The organism is Mangrovimonas cancribranchiae (assembly GCF_037126245.1).
GTDB lineage: Bacteria > Bacteroidota > Bacteroidia > Flavobacteriales > Flavobacteriaceae > Mangrovimonas > Mangrovimonas cancribranchiae.
Window position 1 is genome coordinate 2,996,715 of the sequence record NZ_CP136925.1, and the last position, 21,060, is coordinate 3,017,774.

18 protein-coding genes are annotated in these 21,060 nt (G+C 35.2%); 11 read left to right on the forward strand and 7 right to left on the reverse strand.

Annotated elements, in window-relative coordinates; translation table 11 throughout:
• Positions 1–26 precede the first annotated feature (26 nt).
• Entirely contained in the window at positions 27–1,661 is a 1,635-nt protein-coding gene (locus R3L15_RS13880) for an isocitrate lyase (RefSeq protein ID WP_338732379.1), read from the reverse strand.
• Positions 1,662–1,734: 73 nt separating this feature from the next.
• Positions 1,735–3,333, reverse strand: a complete 1,599-nt coding sequence (gene aceB / locus R3L15_RS13885) for a malate synthase A (protein ID WP_338732380.1) — start codon at positions 3,331–3,333, stop codon at positions 1,735–1,737.
• Between the two features lie 124 nt (positions 3,334–3,457).
• Between aceB and R3L15_RS13890 the strand changes: the two genes are divergently transcribed.
• Positions 3,458–4,942, forward strand: a complete 1,485-nt coding sequence (locus R3L15_RS13890; protein WP_338732381.1) for a helix-turn-helix domain-containing protein — start codon at positions 3,458–3,460, stop codon at positions 4,940–4,942.
• Between the two features lie 29 nt (positions 4,943–4,971).
• On the opposite strand, the gene dinB is transcribed toward R3L15_RS13890, so the two are convergent.
• The gene (gene dinB / locus R3L15_RS13895) at positions 4,972–6,075 is read right to left on the reverse strand and encodes a DNA polymerase IV (RefSeq protein ID WP_338732382.1); all 1,104 of its coding nucleotides are present in this window, start codon (positions 6,073–6,075) and stop codon (positions 4,972–4,974) included.
• Between the two features lie 45 nt (positions 6,076–6,120).
• Here dinB and R3L15_RS13900 point away from each other — a divergent pair, with 45 nt between their 5' ends.
• Together R3L15_RS13900 and R3L15_RS13905 are read left to right on the forward strand one after the other, a co-directional pair.
• Entirely contained in the window at positions 6,121–6,597 is a 477-nt protein-coding gene (locus tag R3L15_RS13900) for a CYTH domain-containing protein (protein ID WP_338732383.1), read from the forward strand.
• Positions 6,598–6,601: 4 nt separating this feature from the next.
• Positions 6,602–7,144: a YciI family protein gene (locus R3L15_RS13905; protein ID WP_338732384.1), complete on the forward strand. Its 543-nt coding sequence runs from the start codon at positions 6,602–6,604 to the stop codon at positions 7,142–7,144.
• A gap of 3 nt (positions 7,145–7,147) precedes the next feature.
• Here R3L15_RS13905 and R3L15_RS13910 read toward each other — a convergent pair whose 3' ends face one another.
• Complete coding sequence (locus R3L15_RS13910; RefSeq protein WP_338732385.1) at positions 7,148–8,059, reverse strand: AEC family transporter; 912 nt, start codon at positions 8,057–8,059, stop codon at positions 7,148–7,150.
• Between the two features lie 69 nt (positions 8,060–8,128).
• The gene (locus R3L15_RS13915) at positions 8,129–8,434 is read right to left on the reverse strand and encodes an antibiotic biosynthesis monooxygenase (protein ID WP_338732386.1); all 306 of its coding nucleotides are present in this window, start codon (positions 8,432–8,434) and stop codon (positions 8,129–8,131) included.
• A gap of 130 nt (positions 8,435–8,564) precedes the next feature.
• On the opposite strand from R3L15_RS13915, the gene R3L15_RS13920 reads away from it, so the two are divergent.
• Positions 8,565–10,118, forward strand: coding sequence for an aldehyde dehydrogenase family protein (locus tag R3L15_RS13920; RefSeq protein WP_338732387.1), 1,554 nt, complete (start codon positions 8,565–8,567; stop codon positions 10,116–10,118).
• 284 nt (positions 10,119–10,402) lie between these two features.
• Here the strand turns inward: R3L15_RS13920 and R3L15_RS13925 are convergent, their stop codons facing one another.
• Together R3L15_RS13925 and R3L15_RS13930 are read right to left on the reverse strand one after the other, a co-directional pair.
• Positions 10,403–11,542: an ATP-binding protein gene (locus R3L15_RS13925; RefSeq protein WP_338732388.1), complete on the reverse strand. Its 1,140-nt coding sequence runs from the start codon at positions 11,540–11,542 to the stop codon at positions 10,403–10,405.
• A gap of 10 nt (positions 11,543–11,552) precedes the next feature.
• Positions 11,553–12,425 carry an aldo/keto reductase gene (locus R3L15_RS13930; protein WP_338732389.1) on the reverse strand — a complete coding sequence of 291 codons (873 nt, stop codon included), beginning with the start codon at positions 12,423–12,425 and terminating at the stop codon, positions 11,553–11,555.
• 164 nt (positions 12,426–12,589) lie between these two features.
• On the opposite strand from R3L15_RS13930, the gene R3L15_RS13935 reads away from it, so the two are divergent.
• The 7 genes from R3L15_RS13935 to R3L15_RS13965 all read left to right on the forward strand — a co-directional run bounded on the left by R3L15_RS13935 (position 12,590) and on the right by R3L15_RS13965 (position 21,059).
• Positions 12,590–13,591, forward strand: a complete 1,002-nt coding sequence (locus R3L15_RS13935) for a MoxR family ATPase (protein WP_125467122.1) — start codon at positions 12,590–12,592, stop codon at positions 13,589–13,591.
• 106 nt (positions 13,592–13,697) lie between these two features.
• The gene (locus tag R3L15_RS13940; protein ID WP_338732391.1) at positions 13,698–14,564 is read left to right on the forward strand and encodes a DUF58 domain-containing protein; all 867 of its coding nucleotides are present in this window, start codon (positions 13,698–13,700) and stop codon (positions 14,562–14,564) included.
• A gap of 4 nt (positions 14,565–14,568) precedes the next feature.
• Entirely contained in the window at positions 14,569–16,260 is a 1,692-nt protein-coding gene (locus R3L15_RS13945) for a BatD family protein (protein ID WP_405023547.1), read from the forward strand.
• Positions 16,260–17,264 carry a VWA domain-containing protein gene (locus R3L15_RS13950; RefSeq protein WP_338732393.1) on the forward strand — a complete coding sequence of 335 codons (1,005 nt, stop codon included), beginning with the start codon at positions 16,260–16,262 and terminating at the stop codon, positions 17,262–17,264. The genes R3L15_RS13945 and R3L15_RS13950 overlap by 1 nt, the downstream gene beginning before the upstream one ends.
• 15 nt (positions 17,265–17,279) lie before the next feature.
• Complete coding sequence (locus tag R3L15_RS13955; protein ID WP_338732394.1) at positions 17,280–18,323, forward strand: VWA domain-containing protein; 1,044 nt, start codon at positions 17,280–17,282, stop codon at positions 18,321–18,323.
• A 127-nt stretch (positions 18,324–18,450) separates the two neighbouring features.
• The gene (locus R3L15_RS13960) at positions 18,451–19,290 is read left to right on the forward strand and encodes a tetratricopeptide repeat protein (protein ID WP_338732395.1); all 840 of its coding nucleotides are present in this window, start codon (positions 18,451–18,453) and stop codon (positions 19,288–19,290) included.
• Positions 19,290–21,059: a BatD family protein gene (locus R3L15_RS13965; protein ID WP_338732396.1), complete on the forward strand. Its 1,770-nt coding sequence runs from the start codon at positions 19,290–19,292 to the stop codon at positions 21,057–21,059. The genes R3L15_RS13960 and R3L15_RS13965 overlap by 1 nt, the downstream gene beginning before the upstream one ends.
• Position 21,060 lies beyond the last annotated feature (1 nt).

The following is a 21,060-nucleotide window of genomic DNA, read 5'->3' on the forward strand; positions in this document are numbered from 1 at the left end:
TATGTTTTTAGTAGAGAATATGCTTATCAAGCTACAACACCTAAGGGTTTGTCTGAATTTTTTGATTTTGAAGTCGATTCTTCAAATTGATTTGATGTATTTTTTTCGCCACCTGCTTTTAAAGCCTTTTCACCAGCAAAGAAAGTTTTGTGGTCATCACCAAGATCCGATCCAGCCATTCTTTGGTGTTTTACACAAGAAACACTTTTTCTAATTTCCTGCCTTTGAACACCTTTTACATAGGCAAGCATGCCTTCTTCACCAAAATAAGCTTCTGTAAGGTCGTTCATATGAAGCGCTGTAGTGTGATAAGTTGGAAGTGTAATTAGGTGATGGAAGACTCCTGCTTCACGTGCTGCGTCCCTTTGGAAGGATTTGATTTTTTGGTCAGCGCGAAAACTTAATTCCGAGTTATCGTACTTTGGGTTCATTAAATCATTACGATCATAAGCTGTCATGTTTTCCTCTTCTGCTAACATTTCATCATAAGCTTGATTGCGGAAGTTTAATGTCCAGTTAAACGACGGTGAGTTGTTATAGACTAACTTGGCCTTTGGCACAACTGCTTTAACTCGATTTACCATGTGAGCTATTTGTTTAATATCTGGTGTTGGGGTTTCAATCCAAAGTAAATCTGCACCATGTTGCAGGCTCGTAATACAGTCTAACACTACACGATCTATATTGGAACCTTCTTTAAATTTATATAACCCATTTTCTAATCGAATAGGGCGTACTAATTTGCCATTTCGTTTAAGAAGCACATCATCTTCTTTTGCATCTTCTATAGCAATTTCTTCAGCCTCTACAAAAGCCAAATATTGAGACGCTAAGTCGCCAGGAGTTTGACTTACAGGTAATTTTTGAGTTAATCCAGCGCCTTCCGAATCTGTTCTGGCAACGATAATCCCATCATCTACTCCTAACTCTAAAAAAGCATATCTTATAGCGTTTAATTTGGCAATAAAATCTTCGTGAGGAACCGTTACTTTACCATCTTGATGGCCGCATTGTTTGGCGTCTGATACTTGATTTTCAATTTGAATAGCACAAGCACCGGCTTGAATCATTTGTTTGGCTAGTAAATAAGTAGCTTCTTCGTTACCAAAACCAGCATCAATATCAGCAATAATTGGGACTATATGTGTTTCAAAATTATCAATGTCTTTTTGAACATCCTCACCATTGTCTAAGCGTCTAAATAAATCATTTAATTCAATCGCATCTGCTTGACGTAAGAAGTCGTATATTTCTTTTATTAATGCTGGAACAGCTGTTTTTTCGTGCATAGATTGATCTGGTAATGGGCCAAATTCCGAACGTAATGCAGCAACCATCCATCCCGATAAGTAAAGGTATTTTTTATTCGTTGTTTTATGGTGTTTTTTTATTGCAATCATTTTTTGCTGCGCTACAAAACCATGCCAACAACCAAGAGATTGAGTATACTGTGAAGGATTAGCGTCGTATTCGCCCATATCTTTTCTCATGATAGCGGCTGTATATTTTGCGATATCTAAACCTGTTTTAAAACGATTTTGAGTAGCCATTCTAGCGGCATTTTCAGGTTCGATAGCATTCCAGCTGTTGCCGTAACTTTCTTTAAGGTTTTTAACTGCTTGTAGTGCAGATTGGTAATTGCTTTGTGCTAAATTTTTCATAATTTTGTAATACGTTATTTTTAATTAATAATGAGATCCTGTTGATTGTTGCCGCAATCGCAGGATTGTTTTTTTATATGTATTTATAGGCAGGAGTGGTTAAAAATTCTTCAAATTTTTCTGCAGTAACGAGATTGTTAAATAGGTCAATAGCCAATTTAAATTTGGTGTTTTTAATATTGCTATCACTTACTTCTGTTATAATTTTTTCAACTTCATCATCAAATAATATTTGGTAAAGATTCTTTGTGAATATCCTACCGTCTTCAAGTTTCACCTCATTTTTTAACCATTGCCATACTTGTGTTCTGGAAATTTCGGCAGTTGCGGCATCTTCCATCAAATTATATAGTGCTACAGCGCCAAAACCACGTAGCCATGCTTCTAAGTAAAGAATACCTACGTTAATATTTTTTCTAATTCCAGTTTCTGTAATGGTGCCTTTAGGTTGTTCCACTAAATCGGATTCGGTAATTATTAGGTCTTCTTTTTTTATGTGTATTTGATTTGCTGTTGGCATGTGTTTGTTAAATTCATCCATAGCAATTTTCACCAAGGCAGGATGTGCAACCCATGTACCGTCATGGCCATTTTTAACTTCTCGTTCTTTGTCTTTTCGTACTTTTTCTAAAGCTTGAGCATTTGCGTTTTCGTTGTTTTTAATAGGAATTTGTGCCGCCATGCCACCAATAGCCAATATGCCACGTTTATGACATTTTTGAATAACCAATTTTGAATAGGCATCCATAAATGGCGATGTCATGGTTACTTGGTCTCTATTTGGAACGATAAAATTCGGGTGATTTCTAAACTTTTTTATGTATGAAAAAATATAATCCCAACGCCCACAATTTAACCCAACAATATGCTCTTTTAGTTCGTAGATAATTTCATCTAATTGAAAGCTTGCTGTTATAGTCTCGATAAGGACAGTGGCTTTAAAAGTGCCTTGAGGAATATTTAAATATTCTTCTGAAAAACTAAAAATGTCATTCCACCAACGCGCTTCTAAATAATGTTCTAGTTTTGGGAGATAGAAATACGGTGCTGTGCCATCTTTTAGCATGGTTTTAGTATTGTGAAACACATAAAGACCAAAATCTATTAAGCTCCCAGAAATTTCTTCTCCATCACATAGTAAGTGTTTTTCGTTTAAATGTAATCCGCGTGGTCTTACTAAAAGTACAGCTGTTTCTTGTTTTAATGAATAAGTTTTGCCACGTGAAGTATCTATTAAGCTAATGGTTTTTTTGTTGGCATCTATTAAATTTTGTTGACCTTGCATGCAATTATCCCAAGTTGGAGAATTGCTGTCTTCTAAATCTGCCATAAAAGTTTTGGCACCAGAATTTAAGGCGTTGATAATCATTTTTCTGTCCACAGGACCTGTAATTTCAACCCTTCTGTCTTGAAGGTCTTTAGGAATTGTTCCTGCCGTCCAGTCTTGTTCCCGTATGTTCTTCGTTTCTTTTGGAAAAGAAGGGAATGCGCCAGAATCAAAGTGTTTTTGTTGTGTTTTTCTGTTTTCAAGAAGTTCTAAGCGGGTTTTATTAAACTTTTCGTGAAGTGTTACAATAAATTCTAAAGCCCCATCGGTTAATAGTTCTGGATACGTGTTTTTAACGTTGGTGTTAAATTGAATTTTAGTCTGTTTTGCAAGCGTTTTTTCCATGACATTTAAATTTTACAAGACAATATTATGATAAAGATTTCAAAAAAACAAGCGAACGTTCGCTAAAAATGTATTTTCGCTTTTTGTTTTTGTTTCGCAAAATTGTTTATTTTTGTTTTTAACTATGGAACAAGACTATATAAAACTCATATTTGGGCTTAAGCTTAAACAAATTAGAACCGATAAAAATTTATCGTTGTTTGGCTTGTCTAAACTTACAGGATTATCAAAATCGTATTTAAATGAAATAGAAAAGGGAAAGAAATATCCTAAACCAGATAAAATAGCCATCTTATCTGAAAAGTTAGATGTGCCTTACGACCAATTAGTGTCTTTAAAATTAGATAAGAATTTAGCACCAGTAGGAGAGATACTTCAGTCTAAAATTTTAAAGGAAATTCCTTTCGACCTTTTTGGAATTAAAGAAAGTAACCTGATAGATATTGTCGCTAATGCACCTGCTAAAGTGAATGCTTTTATTAGTACAATTATAGAAATTGCTAAGCATTATAATTTTAGTCGAGAAAGTTTTTTCTTAGCTTCTGTGCGCTCTTTTCAAGAAGCTAATAACAATTATTTTGACGATTTAGAGCAAAGGGTTTTAAAGTTTGCAAAGTCATATCAGGTCGATTTAACGCAGGCTATTCAATCAAAAGATTTAGAAGAAATACTCATTGAAGAATACGGGTATACTATTAATGAAACAGAACTTGGTAAGCATGAGGCCTTAGACAATTTGCGGTCGGTTTTTGTTCCTAAAACTCAAACCTTGTTATTGGCAAGTGGTGTTGATGAAGCGCAACGTGCCTTTATTTTTGCCAAAGAAATAGCCTATCATTTTTTAGAGATTACAGATCGATTATTTACATTTCCGTGGATAAAATTTGACAGTTTCGACCAAGTACTTAACAACTTTTATGCCTCCTATTTTGCAGGCGCATTGGTGTTACCAAAAGAAGAATTAACGCTGAAATTACAAGATATTTTTGAAAAAAATACTTTTGATAAAACGCAGTTTATAAAAACAATGGAAAGCTTTAATGCCTCTCCAGAATCTTTTTACCAAAGACTAACCAATGTGTTACCCAAAGCATTTAATATTAAAAACTTATTCTTTTTAAGGTTTACACATAAGGCTAATAGCAATAAATTTTATTTAAAAAAAGAACTTCATTTATCGCATCAGCATTCTCCACGAGCCAATGAAACTAACGAGCATTATTGTAGACGTTGGGCGTCTTTAAAGGTTTTAAAAGATATTAGTAAAAGTAAAAAAACACATGAATTTGATATTCAGATTTCTAATTATGTAAACGATGATATGACCTATTTGGTTTTGTCATCGGCAACGCAAGATCCGTTTAAACCTAATCAATATCGAAGTATTACCATTGGTCTATTACTTAATAAGCAATTAGAGCGAAAACTAAATTTCTTAAATGATAAAGCTATTAAAACGCAAGATGTTGGCGTAACTTGCGAACGTTGTGCTATTAAAGATTGTGCGTTAAGAGAAGCTCCGCCCATAGTTTTAGATAAAATAGAGAAGAATAAAAAGATTGAAGATATTGTTAACACGTTAAACAATGTGTTTTCAAAAGCATTGTAATATTTTTTATTTAAAGAGGTTTTAAAATCTTAAAACACAAATCGCAATTGTACGCTTACTTCTTTTTTGGGTTCAACCTGCTTTGCTTTTTTTTCTGTATTAAGATTAGAAAGCGATATTCCTAGAAGTCTAACAGAGTTTTGTGGCTTTTCTTGGTATAACAAATCTTTTGCGGTTTCTAGAATGATGCTTTTGTCGCTAATAAAATACGGTAAGGTTTTGCTTCTAGTTTGTAGGGTGAAATCGCTATATTTTATTTTAAGAGTTACTGTTTTTCCGGCAACTTTACTTTTGGTTAATCGTTTAGAAACCTCTTCGGCAATATGTTCAAGTTTTTCTAGCATAAATATTTCTGAAGACAAGTTTTCACGAAACGTACGTTCGGCAGCTAATGATTTTCTTATGCGATTAGGAGTCACTTCACTAGTGTGAATACCGCGAACCACATGATAGTAGTAACGTCCAGATTTACCAAAATGGTTATCTAAATATTCTACAGATTTGTTTTTTAAATCCTTTCCTGTAAAAATGCCTAGTTGATACATTTTTTCGGCGGTTACTTTACCAACACCATAAAATTTTCTAATATCTAAAGCTTCCAAAAAAGGTAAAACATCTTCAGGGTTTACAGTTTTTTGTCCGTTAGGTTTGTTGTAATCACTAGCTACTTTAGCTATAAATTTATTAATAGATATACCTGCAGAAGCAGTTAAGCCAACCTCTTTAAAAATACGCGTTCTAATTTCTTTAGCAATTAGTGTGGCGCTTGGATTTCCTTTTTTATTCTCGGTAACATCTAGATAGGCTTCATCAAGAGATAAGGGTTCCACTTTATCGGTATAGTCAAAAAAAATCTTGCGAATTTTTTTTGAAATTTCTTGATATCTCTCAAACCTTGGGCGTACAAAAATTAAGTTTTCACACAAGCGTCTAGCTTTTACACCACTCATAGCACTTCGTACGCCAAACGTTCTGGCTTCGTAACTTGCAGCACTTACCACACCACGCTTACTGCTTCCGCCTACAGCAATGGGTTTTCCTTTTAAATCAGGATTATCCATTTGTTCTACAGAAGCGTAAAAGGCATCCATATCTACATGAATAATTTTTCTAATTGGTAAATCACTTAACATACCGTAAATTTAGGCATTAAATACCGTTTAATAATTGATTTTTTAATGATTGAAATAGAGCGTAAATTTTTAGTGATTTCCAATGCATTTAAAGCCGAAGCGACATCACAAACTAAGATAAAGCAAGGGTTTTTAAACACAGATCCAGAACGAACTGTAAGAGTAAGATTAAAAGGAAATCACGGATTTTTAACGGTGAAAGGAAAGTCGACTAACGATGGAACGAGTCGTTTTGAATGGGAAACCCAAATAGGTAAAACTGAAGCCGAAAATCTTTTAAAACTTTGCGAAAAAGGTATTGTTGATAAAACAAGATATGAAGTTGTAGTAGAAAATCATACGTTTGAAATAGATGTGTTTTCAGGAGACAACGACGGACTAATTGTTGCAGAGGTAGAACTAAATCATGTTACCGAAGTATTTAAAAAACCACTTTGGTTAGGAGACGAAGTCACAGGACAATCAAAGTATTACAATTCACAATTAAGTAAACATCCATATAACACGTGGAACAAACAATAACACTATGAAACAGTTTTTAACCATTTTTGCTTTAACATTATTTTTTATGGGTTGTAAGGATAATGAAAAAGCTTCTGAATTAAAAGATTTTACGACAGAGCCAGAGGTTAAAGAAAACCTTATAGATACTATAGTTGCAGAAAACCCTGTTTCTGAAAAGTCTGTGGCAAGAATAAAAGAAGAACTAAAAAAACAAGGCTATCAAACCTTTGATTATGTAAATGAAAAAACAGGCGATACCATTTTAATGCAGCAGTATTTTATGGTGTTTTTAAAAAGTGGTCCCATACGTTCGCAAAATGAAGAAGAAGCTGCTAAGTTGCAAGAAGCACATTTGGCGCATTTAAGCCGTATGTATGAAGAAGGTTATGCTGATATATCTGGACCTTTTGGCGATGATGGCGATATTAGAGGAATTACCATTTACAATGTACCAACACTCAAAATAGCCGATAGTTTAGCTAATTTAGACCCTATGGTAAAATCCGGGCGTTTAGTCATAGAAGTACACCCTTGGTGGGCAGGGAAAGGGTTCCCTTTAAGGTGATTTTTAAACAACTGTTAACACCCAATACCAAAACGCTAAAGTTATAAACGAAACGGGAATACCTATACTAACCATCATGTTACTTAGTTTGGGCTTAAGACCGTAAGCACTCGCTACAATAGAGGCCGTTATCATAGGAGCCATGCCGGCCTCCATAATACAAACATTAATAGCAGTTCCCGATTGATTTAAAATAATTTTATAAAGCACTAGAATAATTAAAGGCCACAATATTAATTGGTACGTTAATCCTAATATTAGAAAATTCCAGTGTTTGCTGCGTTTTTCTAAATTAATTTGATATCCAACAGACACTAATGCTAATGGAGAAATAGTGTACGATAATTTTTCAAAAACACCATCTATCGTTTCAGGAAGTGTTCTATTTAATAAAATAAGTGAAATACCTACAATAAATGCAATAAAAGGAGGAAAGCTTATTATTTGTCGCCCTATTTGTTTTAGATTCGTTTTTCCTCTAGAATAAGTTGTTGCCACAATAATGCCTAATGTAGATAACATAATAAAAGACCCTGGTAAATCTACAAGAACAAGCGTCTCTAAGCCTTCTTTTCCGTAAAGCGCTTCTATAACAGGAATGCCTATAAATGAAGTATTTCCTAGACCGCTAGTTAGTATTAAACAGCCTGTAAGTTTTTTAGACCATCCTAGCCATTTCCCTAAAGAGGCAAATAAACCAAAAGCAATAAAGAAACCTATCCAAGCAGCCCCAATAGGATACAATAGTTTTGGAGATAATTCAATTTTAGGCAGGTAATGTAAGGCCATAGCTGGCAAAGAAATGTAGATAACAAACTTATTTAAAACTACAGGTGTTTCTTTAGGAAAAAGGCTGCTTTTTTTAAAAAAGAACCCTAAAAAAAGACATGTGAAAAGTAAAATAATATTAGCCATAGTAAATATATGACTGTAAAGATATGGGCTAAAATGTTACCAGCGTATTAATTAAAAAAGAAATATGTTTTAAAATTCATACTCCCGTTCTACTTTACAAATTTTAACCCGATACCAATCGTACCAAGTTGTGCGTCCTTTTTGTTGTGCTAAAAGGTGTTCGCTATGTTGCTTCCACTGTTTTATAGCCTTAAGAGATGTCCAATAACTTACGGTAATTCCAATGTCGTTTCGGGCACTTTCCATACCTAAAAAGCCATTTTGCTGTTTAGCTAATTGCTCCATGGCTTTAGCCGTATCGTTATATCCTATGGTGTTTTTAGATTGCTTTGAAGTAAATATTACAGCATAATAAGGTTGGTGGGTTTTAGTCATTGTAGTTTTTCATTCTTAATTAACTAAGATAAAGTTAACAAATTTTAACCCGAGAGATTGTTTAATTAAGCGACTTATTATTAGTATATTCGCAAAAATTCACATAAATAAATATAAAAAAGAGAAAAATATGCAAGCAGTTGCTACAGATTTTGGGATTACTGAAGCCTTGAAAGCACTAGGCGTTAACGATATTAATAATGGAACATCAATAGGAGCCAATAATTTTTCAAGTGGAGAAATTATTGAAAGCTATTCTCCAGTAGATGGGCAGCTTATAGGAAAAGTAAAATCGACTACAAAAGAAGATTACGAAAAAGTAATTACAGCCGCTACCGAAGGATTTAAAACATGGCGAACTATGCCAGCACCACAACGTGGTGAAATTGTAAGAAAATTTAACGACGAGCTACGTCGCCTTAAAGAACCATTAGGAAAATTGGTGTCTTACGAAATGGGAAAATCTTACCAAGAAGGTTTAGGAGAGGTCCAAGAAATGATAGATATCTGTGATTTTGCTGTAGGCTTATCACGTCAGCTACACGGATTAACAATGCACTCAGAACGTCCAGGACATCGTATGTACGAACAATATCATCCGTTAGGTGTTGTGGGGATTATTTCTGCTTTTAACTTCCCAGTAGCCGTTTGGAGTTGGAATACAGCCTTAGCTTGGGTTTGTGGCGATGCTTGTGTTTGGAAAGGATCAGAAAAAACACCATTAACATCGGTTGCTTGTCAAAATATCGCAGCACGTGTATTTTCAGAAAACGGTGTGCCAGAAGGTATTTCTTGTTTAATTACAGGAGATTATACCGTTGGTGAAATGATGACTAAAGACGAACGTATTCCATTAATATCAGCGACAGGATCAACGCGAATGGGTAAAATTGTAGCCAAAGAAGTTGCCGGTCGTTTAGGAAAAACATTGTTAGAATTAGGAGGAAACAACGCCATTATTGTAACGCCTGATGCTAATATAAAAAATACGGTGATTGGTGCTGTTTTTGGTGCTGTAGGAACTTGCGGACAACGTTGTACATCAACACGTCGTTTAATTATTCATGAAGATGTATATGATAAAGTTAAAAATGCCATAGTAGATGCCTACAAGCAAATTAAAATAGGAAATCCGTTAGATGAAAATAATCACGTAGGACCGTTAATCGACAAGGACTCCGTTAAAAACTACCAAAATGCTTTAACTAAAGTTGTTGAAGAAGGCGGAAAAATATTAGTAGAAGGTGGCGTTTTAGAAGGTGAAGGTTATGAAAGTGGATGCTATGTAAAACCAGCTATAGCAGAAGCCGAAAACCATTTTGAAATTGTACAACACGAAACTTTTGCACCAATACTTTATATCATGAAGTACAAAGGCGATGTGTCTAATGCATTAGACTTACAAAACGGTGTTCGCCAAGGATTATCTTCAGCAATTATGACCAATAATTTACGTGAAGCCGAACGTTTCCTATCTGTAGAAGGATCGGATTGTGGTATTGCCAATGTAAATATTGGAACTTCGGGAGCCGAAATAGGAGGCGCTTTTGGAGGTGAAAAAGAAACAGGTGGAGGGCGTGAGTCTGGATCTGATGCTTGGAAAGTATACATGCGTCGTCAAACAAATACCATTAATTATACAACCGAATTACCTTTAGCACAAGGGATTAAATTTGATTTATAAAATCATAAAAAATCATTAAAACAAAAGGCTCATTTCTTTTTTGAAATGAGCCTTTTTTATATTCTTGAATAAGAAAGGTTCAATTAAAAAGCCATGAAAAAATCGTTTATAAAGATTTAGTGGCAACTTTATATAATAAAACCTGCTTACACGAAATGTTTTTCGTAAAAAGCAGGTTGTTTATTTAATTGATTAATAGCGAAACTAAATTCTGAAAAAATATAATTAAGGTAAAATAAAAACTACGAATGGTAAAAAAAACCATATAAACGGATGATTTTTAGTTAACTGTATTTTACTTTTCTTAAAATTCTAATAGCATCTTTGTATAACGAATACACATCATCATTATACGCTTTAAGGTAGGGTTTGGCTTCGTGAAGCTTATTTAAGGCTTCGTGAAATAGGTTTAAATAACAAAGTAAATAGGTGGCCGGAAGATTTTTAATATCGGCTTGTTCTGTTTTGTTTAAGGTTAACCCCTTTTTTAGTTTCTCCAATATAGCGTTGTTAGCATTGTAAATATGGTGCAATACTTTTTTGTCGAATTGTGGCGGCTGGAATAAAAGCTCGCTATTTATTTGATACGATCCGTTATTGTCAAAACTGAAAATAGTTTCCTCCAACGGATAGTATTTATAAGAATTTTGAAGCCCTAAACTTACGTATTCAATAATCTTAAAATTATCGTCATCATAGGTAATCGATACTTCATCTAAATTAGAATAAAATAATCGCACTTGTTCGTTAATGAGTTTAATGTCTACTCGAGAAAAGTAAATGTCATCTTTAACCACTTTTTTCAATCCTGCCCAACACACTACAAAATATTCCTTGAATACTTTATACTGTGGATTAAAATCTTCGCGGGTTTTCATAAAATCGAAAACACCATCTAAAGTGTGTTCTATGTTGTTTTGCGCATGTCGCTCAATTTGAGAAACAATATTAGAATTAACATCCTTAATCTCTATGTCAAATACTTTGGGCATGCTCATGCTGCCGTCTCTAAAAAACACTGAGCCACCATAATATTTCCAAATGTTTTTTCTAAGCGATGTTATAGAGTCATCGCCTTTAGGCCTAATGGTTACCAACCCTACAACTTTATCGTCTGGCAAATGTGGAAACGGAATGTTCTCGTACTGAACAATAGGCGGATTGGTTAAATAAGCGTTGATGAGGTTTTGTATTTTGCTGTCATCAAAAAAATCGACGCCTATTATATTGTTGTCCTCATCATCAACACCTATTACAATGTAAGAGTTGTTTTTAGGATTGCTGTTGGAAAGGGCGCAAATATGTTTTAAAAACTTGGCTTTGCCTTCTTTTTGACCAATATCAATTTTACGCTTTTTATCATAAAAACTGTTCTCATCGTTATGAGCGAGCAAGTTTTTTATGAGGAGGCGTTTGTTAATCATATTGTATAGCTTATGGTACTTTATGTCCTTGTGAGGCTACGAGTAGTGCAAACCAATCCTGTTGGCTTAAATCGATTTTTGAGGCTTCAATGGCAAAAGTCAAACGTTCTGGAGTTGTAGTGCCAACGACAGGTATAATGTTTGCGGGGTGTTTTAGTAACCAGGCCAAGAGCAATTGGTCTTTGCTAGCATTGTACTGCTTTTGTAAATGGCACAAGACTTTGTCTATGCGTTTTGTTTGAGAGGTATCTTCCTTGAAAAAAGATCCCAAAGGCGACCACGCCATAGCTTGTATGTTGTGGGTTTGTAAATAATCGAGGTTGCCATCAAGTAAGGGGTCAAAATGTGTAATGGAACATTCCTGTTGGTTTACTGAAACCTCAATGTACTTTTGAAGCAAATTTATTTGCGAAGGTAAAAAGTTTGAGACTCCAAAATCTTTTATTTTTCCTGCTTTTTTTAAAGTTGTTATGGCTTCTGCAACTTCCATAGGGTTTAACAAAGGACTAGGCCTGTGCAAAAGCAATAAATCAAGGTAATCTGTTTGTAGGTTTTTTAAAGACTGTTCAACAGACCAAATAATATAATTCTTGTTGTAATCGTAGTGTTTTACCTTGTTTCCAGGGCGAGAATTTCCTAAATATTGGATGCCACATTTGCTAATCAGTTGTATGTCTTCTCTTTTGATGTTGCTATCGGCAAGTGCTTTTCCAAATTCAGATTCAGTAGAATAATCGCCATAAATATCTGCATGGTCAAATGTGGTGATGCCACAATCCAAGCAATGGTACATTAAATCAGCCATGTCCTTAGTGCAAAGTTGTTTGCCCCAAGCTCCCCAATTCATGGTGCCTGCAATTATATCAGAATAGGTTTTACTCATTTTTTTAAATCGATAGGTTAAATTTAGAAAACATATTGCTCTTAAACTTATGTGAAACCCTTATTTTTTAACCAATTATTAACAGCGCTACAGAAAAAAAATTAACAATTTGCATCACTCAAATAAGCAAACTATATTCGAGCTTTTTAAAACTTAGAAAAATGATGGAAGAAACAAGTACAATTGATATTAAAGCAATTAATGAAAAGATAGAACGCGAAAGTGCTTTTGTTGATTTACTTACCAGAGAGATGAATAAGGTTATTGTTGGCCAAAAACATATGGTCGAGCGATTGCTTATTGGTCTTTTAGGACAAGGCCATATTCTACTTGAAGGTGTTCCCGGATTAGCAAAAACATTAGCCATTAATACCTTATCTCAAGCTGTTGATGGAAGTTTTAGCAGAATTCAATTTACACCAGATTTATTGCCAGCCGATGTTGTTGGTACCTTAATCTATAACATCAAGGAAAACGATTTTTCCATTAAAAAAGGCCCTATTTTTGCCAACTTTGTCTTAGCCGATGAAATTAACCGTGCGCCAGCCAAAGTGCAATCGGCATTACTGGAAGCGATGCAAGAAAAGCAGGTAACTATTGGCGACGAAACCTTTGTGTTAGACAAACCATTCTTGGTAATGGCCACACAAAACCCCGTAGAGCAAGAAGGAACCTATCCGTTACCAGAAGCACAGGTAGACCGTTTTATGCTAAAAACGGTTATCGATTATCCAAAGCAAGACGAAGAGCAACTTATTGTTCGTGCCAACTTAAAAGGCGCATTCGAGAAAGTAAATCCAGTAGTGTCGTTAGAGCAAATTTTAAAAGCACAACAAGCCGTTCGCGAGGTCTATATGGATGAAAAAATTGAAAAATATATTTTGGATATCATTTTTGCAACACGTTATCCAGAGAAATTCAAACTGGCCGATTTAAAACCATTAATTTCCTTTGGCGCCTCGCCACGTGGTAGTATCAACCTAGCCAATGCTGCTAAATGTTATGCGTTTATTAAACGTCGTGGCTATGTTATTCCTGAAGATGTTCGCGCAGTGGTTTACGATGTATTGCGCCACAGAATAGGAATCACTTACGAAGCCGAAGCCGAAAATGTAACCTCGGTTGACATCATCAACAAAATTGTTAACGAAATCGAAGTACCATAAAGAGTTAGCGGTATTCAGCGTTCAGCTTTTATGAGGTTATTAAACACTGTGCAATGAATACTTTTTTAGAACTGCTTACTGCAAACTGAAAACTGCAAACTAAAAAATGGATACTAAGGAATTACTCAAAAAAGTACGCAAAATAGAGATCAAGACACGACGGTTGTCCGATCATATTTTTGGAGGCGAATATCATTCTACCTTCAAAGGGCGTGGTATGACATTTTCCGAAGTACGCCAATACCAATTTGGTGATGATGTAAGAAATATCGATTGGAATGTTACGGCACGTTATAACGAGCCCTATGTTAAGGTTTTCGAAGAAGAACGCGAGCTAACGATGATGCTGATGGTTGATATGTCAGGATCAGAGTTTTTTGGTACCGACCAGCAGTTTAAAAGCGAGATTGTTACCGAAATTGCCGCTACGTTAGCTTTTTCAGCAACACAAAATAATGATAAAATAGGGTTGATTTTATTTTCAGATGAGGTGGAGCTTTATATTCCACCAAAAAAAGGGCGTTCTCACGTATTACGTATCATTCGAGAACTTATCGAGTTTGAGCCCAAAAGCAAGCAAACCAACATTACCGAGGCATTGAAGTTTCTTTCCAACGTTATGAAAAAGAAAGCCATTGTTTTTGTGTTGAGCGATTTTATTTCAGATGATTATCAACATACGTTAAAAATTGCTTCGGGACGACACGATGTTACAGGTATTCGCGTGTATGATAAACACGAAGTTGAAATCCCAAATTTAGGAATGGTACAAATGCAAGATGAAGAAACAGGCGAATTACAGCTGATAAATACAGCATCCAAAAAAGTGCGTCGCAATTATGAAGCTTTTTACAGAGAAAAAGTGACTTATTTTAAAGAGAGCTTTACCAAATCGGGTGCAGGAAGTTTAGCTTGTAGAACCGATGAAAGCTATGTAAAAAAATTATTGGGCTATTTTAAACGAAGAGGATAAAATGATGAATTACAATTTACGAATTATGAATTTAAAAAAGACACAAGTAACACAGGTTGCCTTGTCTCTTTTCTTTGTTCTGTTTTCTTTGTTTTCTCAAGCTCAAGTTACGTCATCTATCGATTCTACTTCCATAAAAATAGGCGAACAAATCACCTATAAAATTGAAGTGGAAGCCGATTCTACCGATTTGGTCATCTTCCCCGAAGGACAAACCTTTATGCCATTGGAAATGATCGAGTCATACAAAATAGACACGACCAAGCAAGACACCAAGTTTCAACTTATCAAAAAATACGGTTTAACCCAATTCGATTCGGGAGCATACACCATTCCGAGGCAAAAAATTCTTATTGGCGATAAAACCTTGTTCACCGATTCGCTTCGAGTTACGGTAAATCCCATTCAAGTCGATACCACAAAACAAGGTATGTACGACATCAAGCCGCTTATTGCCGTAGAAAAACCCGTAAGCAATTGGTGGAAAACAGCACTAATAGTACTTGGTGTTTTAGCTATTATTGCCTTTTTGTTATATTGGTTTATATGGCGCAAAAAACCACTTACTGAAGACGAAAAAATAGCGATGTTGCCACCTTACGACAAAGCCAAGGCAGCCTTGAAACAATTAGATGATAGTAGCTTTCTACAAAATGAAGAATTAAAGGAATACTATTCTGAGCTAACCTTCATCATTAGAAGATATCTTGACGAAAAGGTTTACGATCGCGCTCTAGAAAGCACAACCGATGAATTAATAACGCGATTGAATTTATTAAAGGAAGGTAATCAAATAGATATCAGCAAGAATGATATTCAGAAATTAGAAGTCATTTTACGACGTGCCGATTTGGTTAAGTTTGCCAAATCTGCTCCAGATGTTGCCTTGGCCGAGTTGGATAGGCAAACCATAGACCAAGAAATCGATCATGTAAAAGAAGCCCTTCCAGAACCAACGGAAGAAGAAAAGTTATTAGACGAAAAATATAAAGAAGAACAAGAACGTAAGCAAAAACGCAAAAAGGTTGTTATTACAGTCGCTATTTGTGTGTTTTTGGCCATAGCTACATTTATTGGATTTGGTGTAAAATATGGGTTTACTTACGTAAAAGATACCATTATTGGTCATGAAAGTAAAGAGTTGCTAGAAGGGCATTGGATAACTAGCGATTATGGTGTGCCGCCTATAACTATTTCTACACCCAAAGTATTAAAGCGTACTGAAATTCCAATACTAGAAGAGACCCAACAAAACACTAAAACTATTGGCTTTAATTACGGTACAATGCTAGATATGTTTAGCGTTACGGTAGTAACATCGGTTTTTGAACAAGTGCAACAGCCTCAAGGTCAAAAGCAACAGCAAGCTCCAAAAATAGATTTAAGTATGGTTGCTGATAATGTGATTAAAGGTATGGAGCAAAAAGGCATTAGCGATATTTTTGTAAAACAAGATAAATTCACAACCCCAAATGGTGCTGAAGGATTAAAAACTCACGGAACAATGAGTGTGCCTATTTTACAAACCGAAAATTATATGGCAGCCAATTATACCATATTGCATTTTACATCGCAAAACGTCTTACAGCAAATTATTATTACTTGGCCACAAAATGACACCTATGCTGATGATATGGTAGACCGTATAATAAATTCAGTAGAATTACAACCTGAAAAACCCGAAACAGAAGAATAATGTTAGAAGGAATTGAGTTTTTAAATAAAGAATTCTTTTGGTTATTACTACTCTTGCCAGTAGCAATAATATGGTATGTGTTTAAAAGAAACAAGCAAACAGCCGAGCTAAAAATGTCAAGCCTTAAAGGGTTTAAATCGACAAGTTCGTTGTTGCCCAAACTAAGGCATTCCTTGTTTTTGTTACGTTTATTAGCATTAGTATTAATTATTACAGCATTGGCAAGGCCACGAACCGTTGATGTATCTACAAAAACAAAAACCACGCGAGGTATTGATATTGTCATGGCCATTGATGTTTCGGCAAGTATGTTAGCCAAGGATTTACGCCCAAATCGTTTGGAAGCGTTAAAAGATGTTGCTTCAGAGTTTATAAAAGGTCGTCCAAACGATCGCATTGGTTTAGTAGAATATGCAGGCGAAAGTTACACCAAAACACCTATAACCAGTGATAAAGCCATTGTGTTACGTTCCTTGGATGATATAAAATACAACAATATTATCGAAGGCGGAACCGCCATTGGAATGGGCCTCGCCACGGCAGTAAACCGATTAAAAGATAGTAAAGCGAAAAGTAAAGTCATTATTTTGTTAACCGATGGAGTGAACAACTCTGGATTTATCGACCCTAAAATTGCTAGTGAATTAGCAGTTGAATATGGCATAAAAACGTACACCATTGGTTTAGGAACTAACGGGATGGCGCTATCGCCAGTAGCCATTTTACCTAATGGTAATTTTCAATACGGTCGTGTTCAAGTTGAAATAGACGAAGATTTATTAAAGGAAATTGCCGAGGTGACAGGTGGACGCTATTTTAGAGCGACCAATAATCAGAAATTAGCCGAGATTTACGATGAGATTAATAAACTAGAAAAAACCGAAATAGAAGAATTTAAATATTACAATTACCAAGAAAAATTCCGACCATTAGTATTATTGGCCGGGTTATTATTGTTACTAGAAGTGTTATTGAGACATACTATTTTTAGAAGTTTTATTTGATGAATTTGTGAGCAAATGGATTATTTTCAATTAGAAGAAAAAATATGGTTTTGGGCATTATTGGTTATTCCAATAGTTGTGCTTATGTTTTTAGTGCTTCAGTTTTGGAAAAAACGCACCCAAAAACGCTTTGCCGACAAAGCCCTTTTAAAACGACTAAGTCCCAACCAGTCGCTATTCAAAGCCATTCTAAAACTAGTAGTTTGGAGTTTGGCCATAGCGTGTTTGGTATTGGCCTTGGTTAATCCTAAAATAGGCACCAAATTAGAAACCGTAAAACGTGAAGGTGTTGATATTGTCTTTGCCGTTGATGTATCTAAAAGTATGTTGGCTGAAGACATTGCACCTAACCGTTTGGAAAAATCCAAGCAATTAGTAACGCAAATTATCAACAATTTAGCTAGCGACCGCGTAGGTATTATTGCCTATGCAGGGAAAGCCTTTCCGCAGTTGCCTATTACAACCGATTATGCCGCAGCAAAAATGTTCCTTCAAAATATGAACACCGATATGTTATCATCGCAAGGAACAGCAATTAGTGAAGCTATTGAGCTAGCAAAAACCTATTTTGATAATGAAGAACAAACCAATCGGATTTTAATTATTATTTCCGATGGTGAAGACCATACCGATGTTGCTGCAAATGTTGCTGAAGAAGCTAGTAACGAAGGGATTAGAATATTTACCATAGGTGTTGGCGATGTAAAAGGTGGCCCAATTCCCATTAAAAGAAATGGCGTGGTGCTGAATTATAAAAAAGACAGTCAAGGCGAAACGGTAATTACCAAGCTCGATGAAAATACCTTAAAAGCCATTGCCGATGAAGCCAATGGTGCTTACATCAATGGGCGAAACACAAACGAAGTTGTTGAAAACATTCGCGATATTTTAAACAAAATGGACAAAACCGAATTTGAAGCCAAAGAGTTTGCCGATTTTAAAGACCAATTTCAATGGTTTTTAGGATTTGCAATTGTTTTCTTATTGCTAGATATTTTCCTTTTGGAACGTAAAACAGCTTGGCTAAAAAAGCTTAATCTGTTCAATGAAAATCTATAAGTTGCAAGTAACTTTATAAAACCTTTAACGTATAAAACCGCTAAGGCTTTATAAATTAGTAAGCTAAATAAAAGACATTTAAGTAACGATATTTTTGAATAAATCATTACCATCGTTGAAAAAGAAAATGAAACCACTACTTTCTATAATATTACTTTGTATCACCAGTTTTTGTTGGGCTCAAGATGAGGCTGAAAAAGCACGACAATTAGCCTTACAAAAAGCCAATGGTTTAGTGTATGAAGCCAATGAGTTATTGGGTGAAGACGATTATGTCTCTGCCGAAATGGAGTATAGAAAAGCTATTTCAGAACAACCTAATCATACTGTTGGAGCCTATAATTTAGGGACATCCTATTACCAAAATGGCAGTTTAGATGAAGCCTTATATCGATTGCAACAAGCTGCCAAAGCAGCGACTTCTAAAAATGAAAAGCATAAAGCCTTTCATAACATTGGCAATATTTTATATAAAAACAAGCGTTGTAAAGAAGCTGTTGAAGCCTATAAAAATGCGTTGCGTAATAACCCTTCAGATGACGAAACGCGCTACAATTATGCGTTAGCCAAAGAATGTGCCGAACAACAAAAGCAAGAAAACGAGCAAAATCAAGACGATCAGGAAAAAAATAAAGATCAAAACGACGAGCAACAAGACCAAAAGGATAAGCAAGATCAGCAGGACGATCAAAATAAAGACAATAAAGACGAAGGCGATCAAGATAAAAAAGAAGGTGAAGACAAGAAAGATGAAGATGGTAAGCCTAAAGATGACAAACAAGACCAAAAAGGCAATCAAGGAGATAATAAAGACAAACAACAGCCTAAACCTAAACAAGGTCAACTATCGCCACAACAAGTAAAGAATCTTTTAGAGGCGATGAATAATCAAGAACAAAAGGTTCAAGAAAAAATGAATGCCGAAAAACAAAAAGGCGTAAAAGTGCAAACAGATAAAGATTGGTAATGAAAACGAAAGCATACATTCTTATAGTATTTCTTTTTACTTCAGTATTTGGGCTTGCACAAGTTAAGTTTGAAGCTAAAGTTAGTAAGAAAAGATTAGGTGTAAACGAACGGTTACGTATCGATTTTGAAATGAATCAAGACGGCGACAATTTTAATCCGCCAAACTTTCAAAACTTTACAGTTGTTGGCGGGCCAAACCAATCGGTAAGCCATTCTTGGGTTAATGGTAAGCGCTCGTTTTCTAAAACATATAGTTACTTTTTGGCACCAAAACGGTTAGGAACATTTACAATAAATCAGGCAACTATAGAAGTTGAAGGAAACACCTACAAAACAACACCTGTAAATGTTGTTGTTACGAAAGCCGTTGATAAACCTAAAGATGGCAATAATGCCGAATATATTGCCTCTGAAAATATTCATTTAGTCGCCGAGGTTTCCAAAGCGAATCCTTACTTGAATGAGGCTATAACGGTTGTTTACAAATTATATGTTAACCCTAACACAGGTGTGAGTAATTGGCGTGAAATAGACAATCCAAAATACAGCGATTTCTGGAGTCAGAACATAGATATCAAGGGGTTAAAAGTTCAAAATGGCACCTATAAAGGCGAAGATTATCGCTATGTGGTGTTACGAAAAACAGTACTTTATCCACAAAAAACAGGCAAGTTAGAAATAGAGCCTTTAAGTTTAGATATTACAGTTGAAGTACCTACCAACCGACGTGATATTTTTGGCGGCCGGTTAATGAGTCAGGTACACAGAACCATTTCGGCAGGAAGTAGAACTATACACGTAAAACCACTTCCTGAGCAAGGTAAACCAGCAGGATTTACTGGAGCAGTTGGTAATTTTGATTTTGCTGTAACAACATCAAAAGAGAAATTAAAAGCATCGGAATCATTACAACTAAAAGTAGAAGTGTCTGGTAATGGTAACTTAAAACTGTTTGAATTACCTAAAGTTTCTGTGCCAAGTTCGTTGGAAATTTACGAACCTGAGCATGTAGAAAACGTAAGAACCAATTTAGGTGGTATGCAGGGTAGTATTTCCGATAGCTACACCGTTGTTCCACAATACAAAGGAAAATACCCTATTCCTAATATTTCGTTTTCATATTTCGATCCTAAAACAGAACGCTATAAGAGCCTTAACTCCAATGAAATTATTGTTGATGTATTAGATGGTCCAACCAATGCCTCTTCTAATGACAATATTGCCTCTACAGCAGCCAACAAACAAAAAGTGATTATGAGTAACGACCAATTCGCTTTTGTAAAAACCGAAACCCGTTTTGTCTCTAAAACACCTAAGCATTTCTTTAAATCGGTTGGGTTTTGGGCGTCGTTATTAGCGCCATTATTAGCTATTCCGTTAGCCATTGTTTTCCGTAGAGAAAAAGAGAAACGCGATGCCGATGTGTTTGGAAACAAAATTAGAAAAGCCGATAAATTGGCCAAGAAATATTTAAGTGAAGCTAAAAAGACATTGGGGCAAAAAGAAGCCTTTTATGTGGCGTTGGAAAAAGCATTGCATAATTACTTAAAAGCCAAATTACACATTGAAACAAGTGATTTTAGTAAAGATAAAATCCAAGAACTACTATTATCCAAAGGAGTTGAAACTACGGTTGTAGACGAGTTTTTAGAGTTGATTGAAAACTGTGAGTTGGCACGTTACACACCGTTGAGTAATGTAGAAATGCAGCAAGATTATGACAAAGCTGCTAAAACGATTTCATTAATCGATAAACAAGCTAAATAAG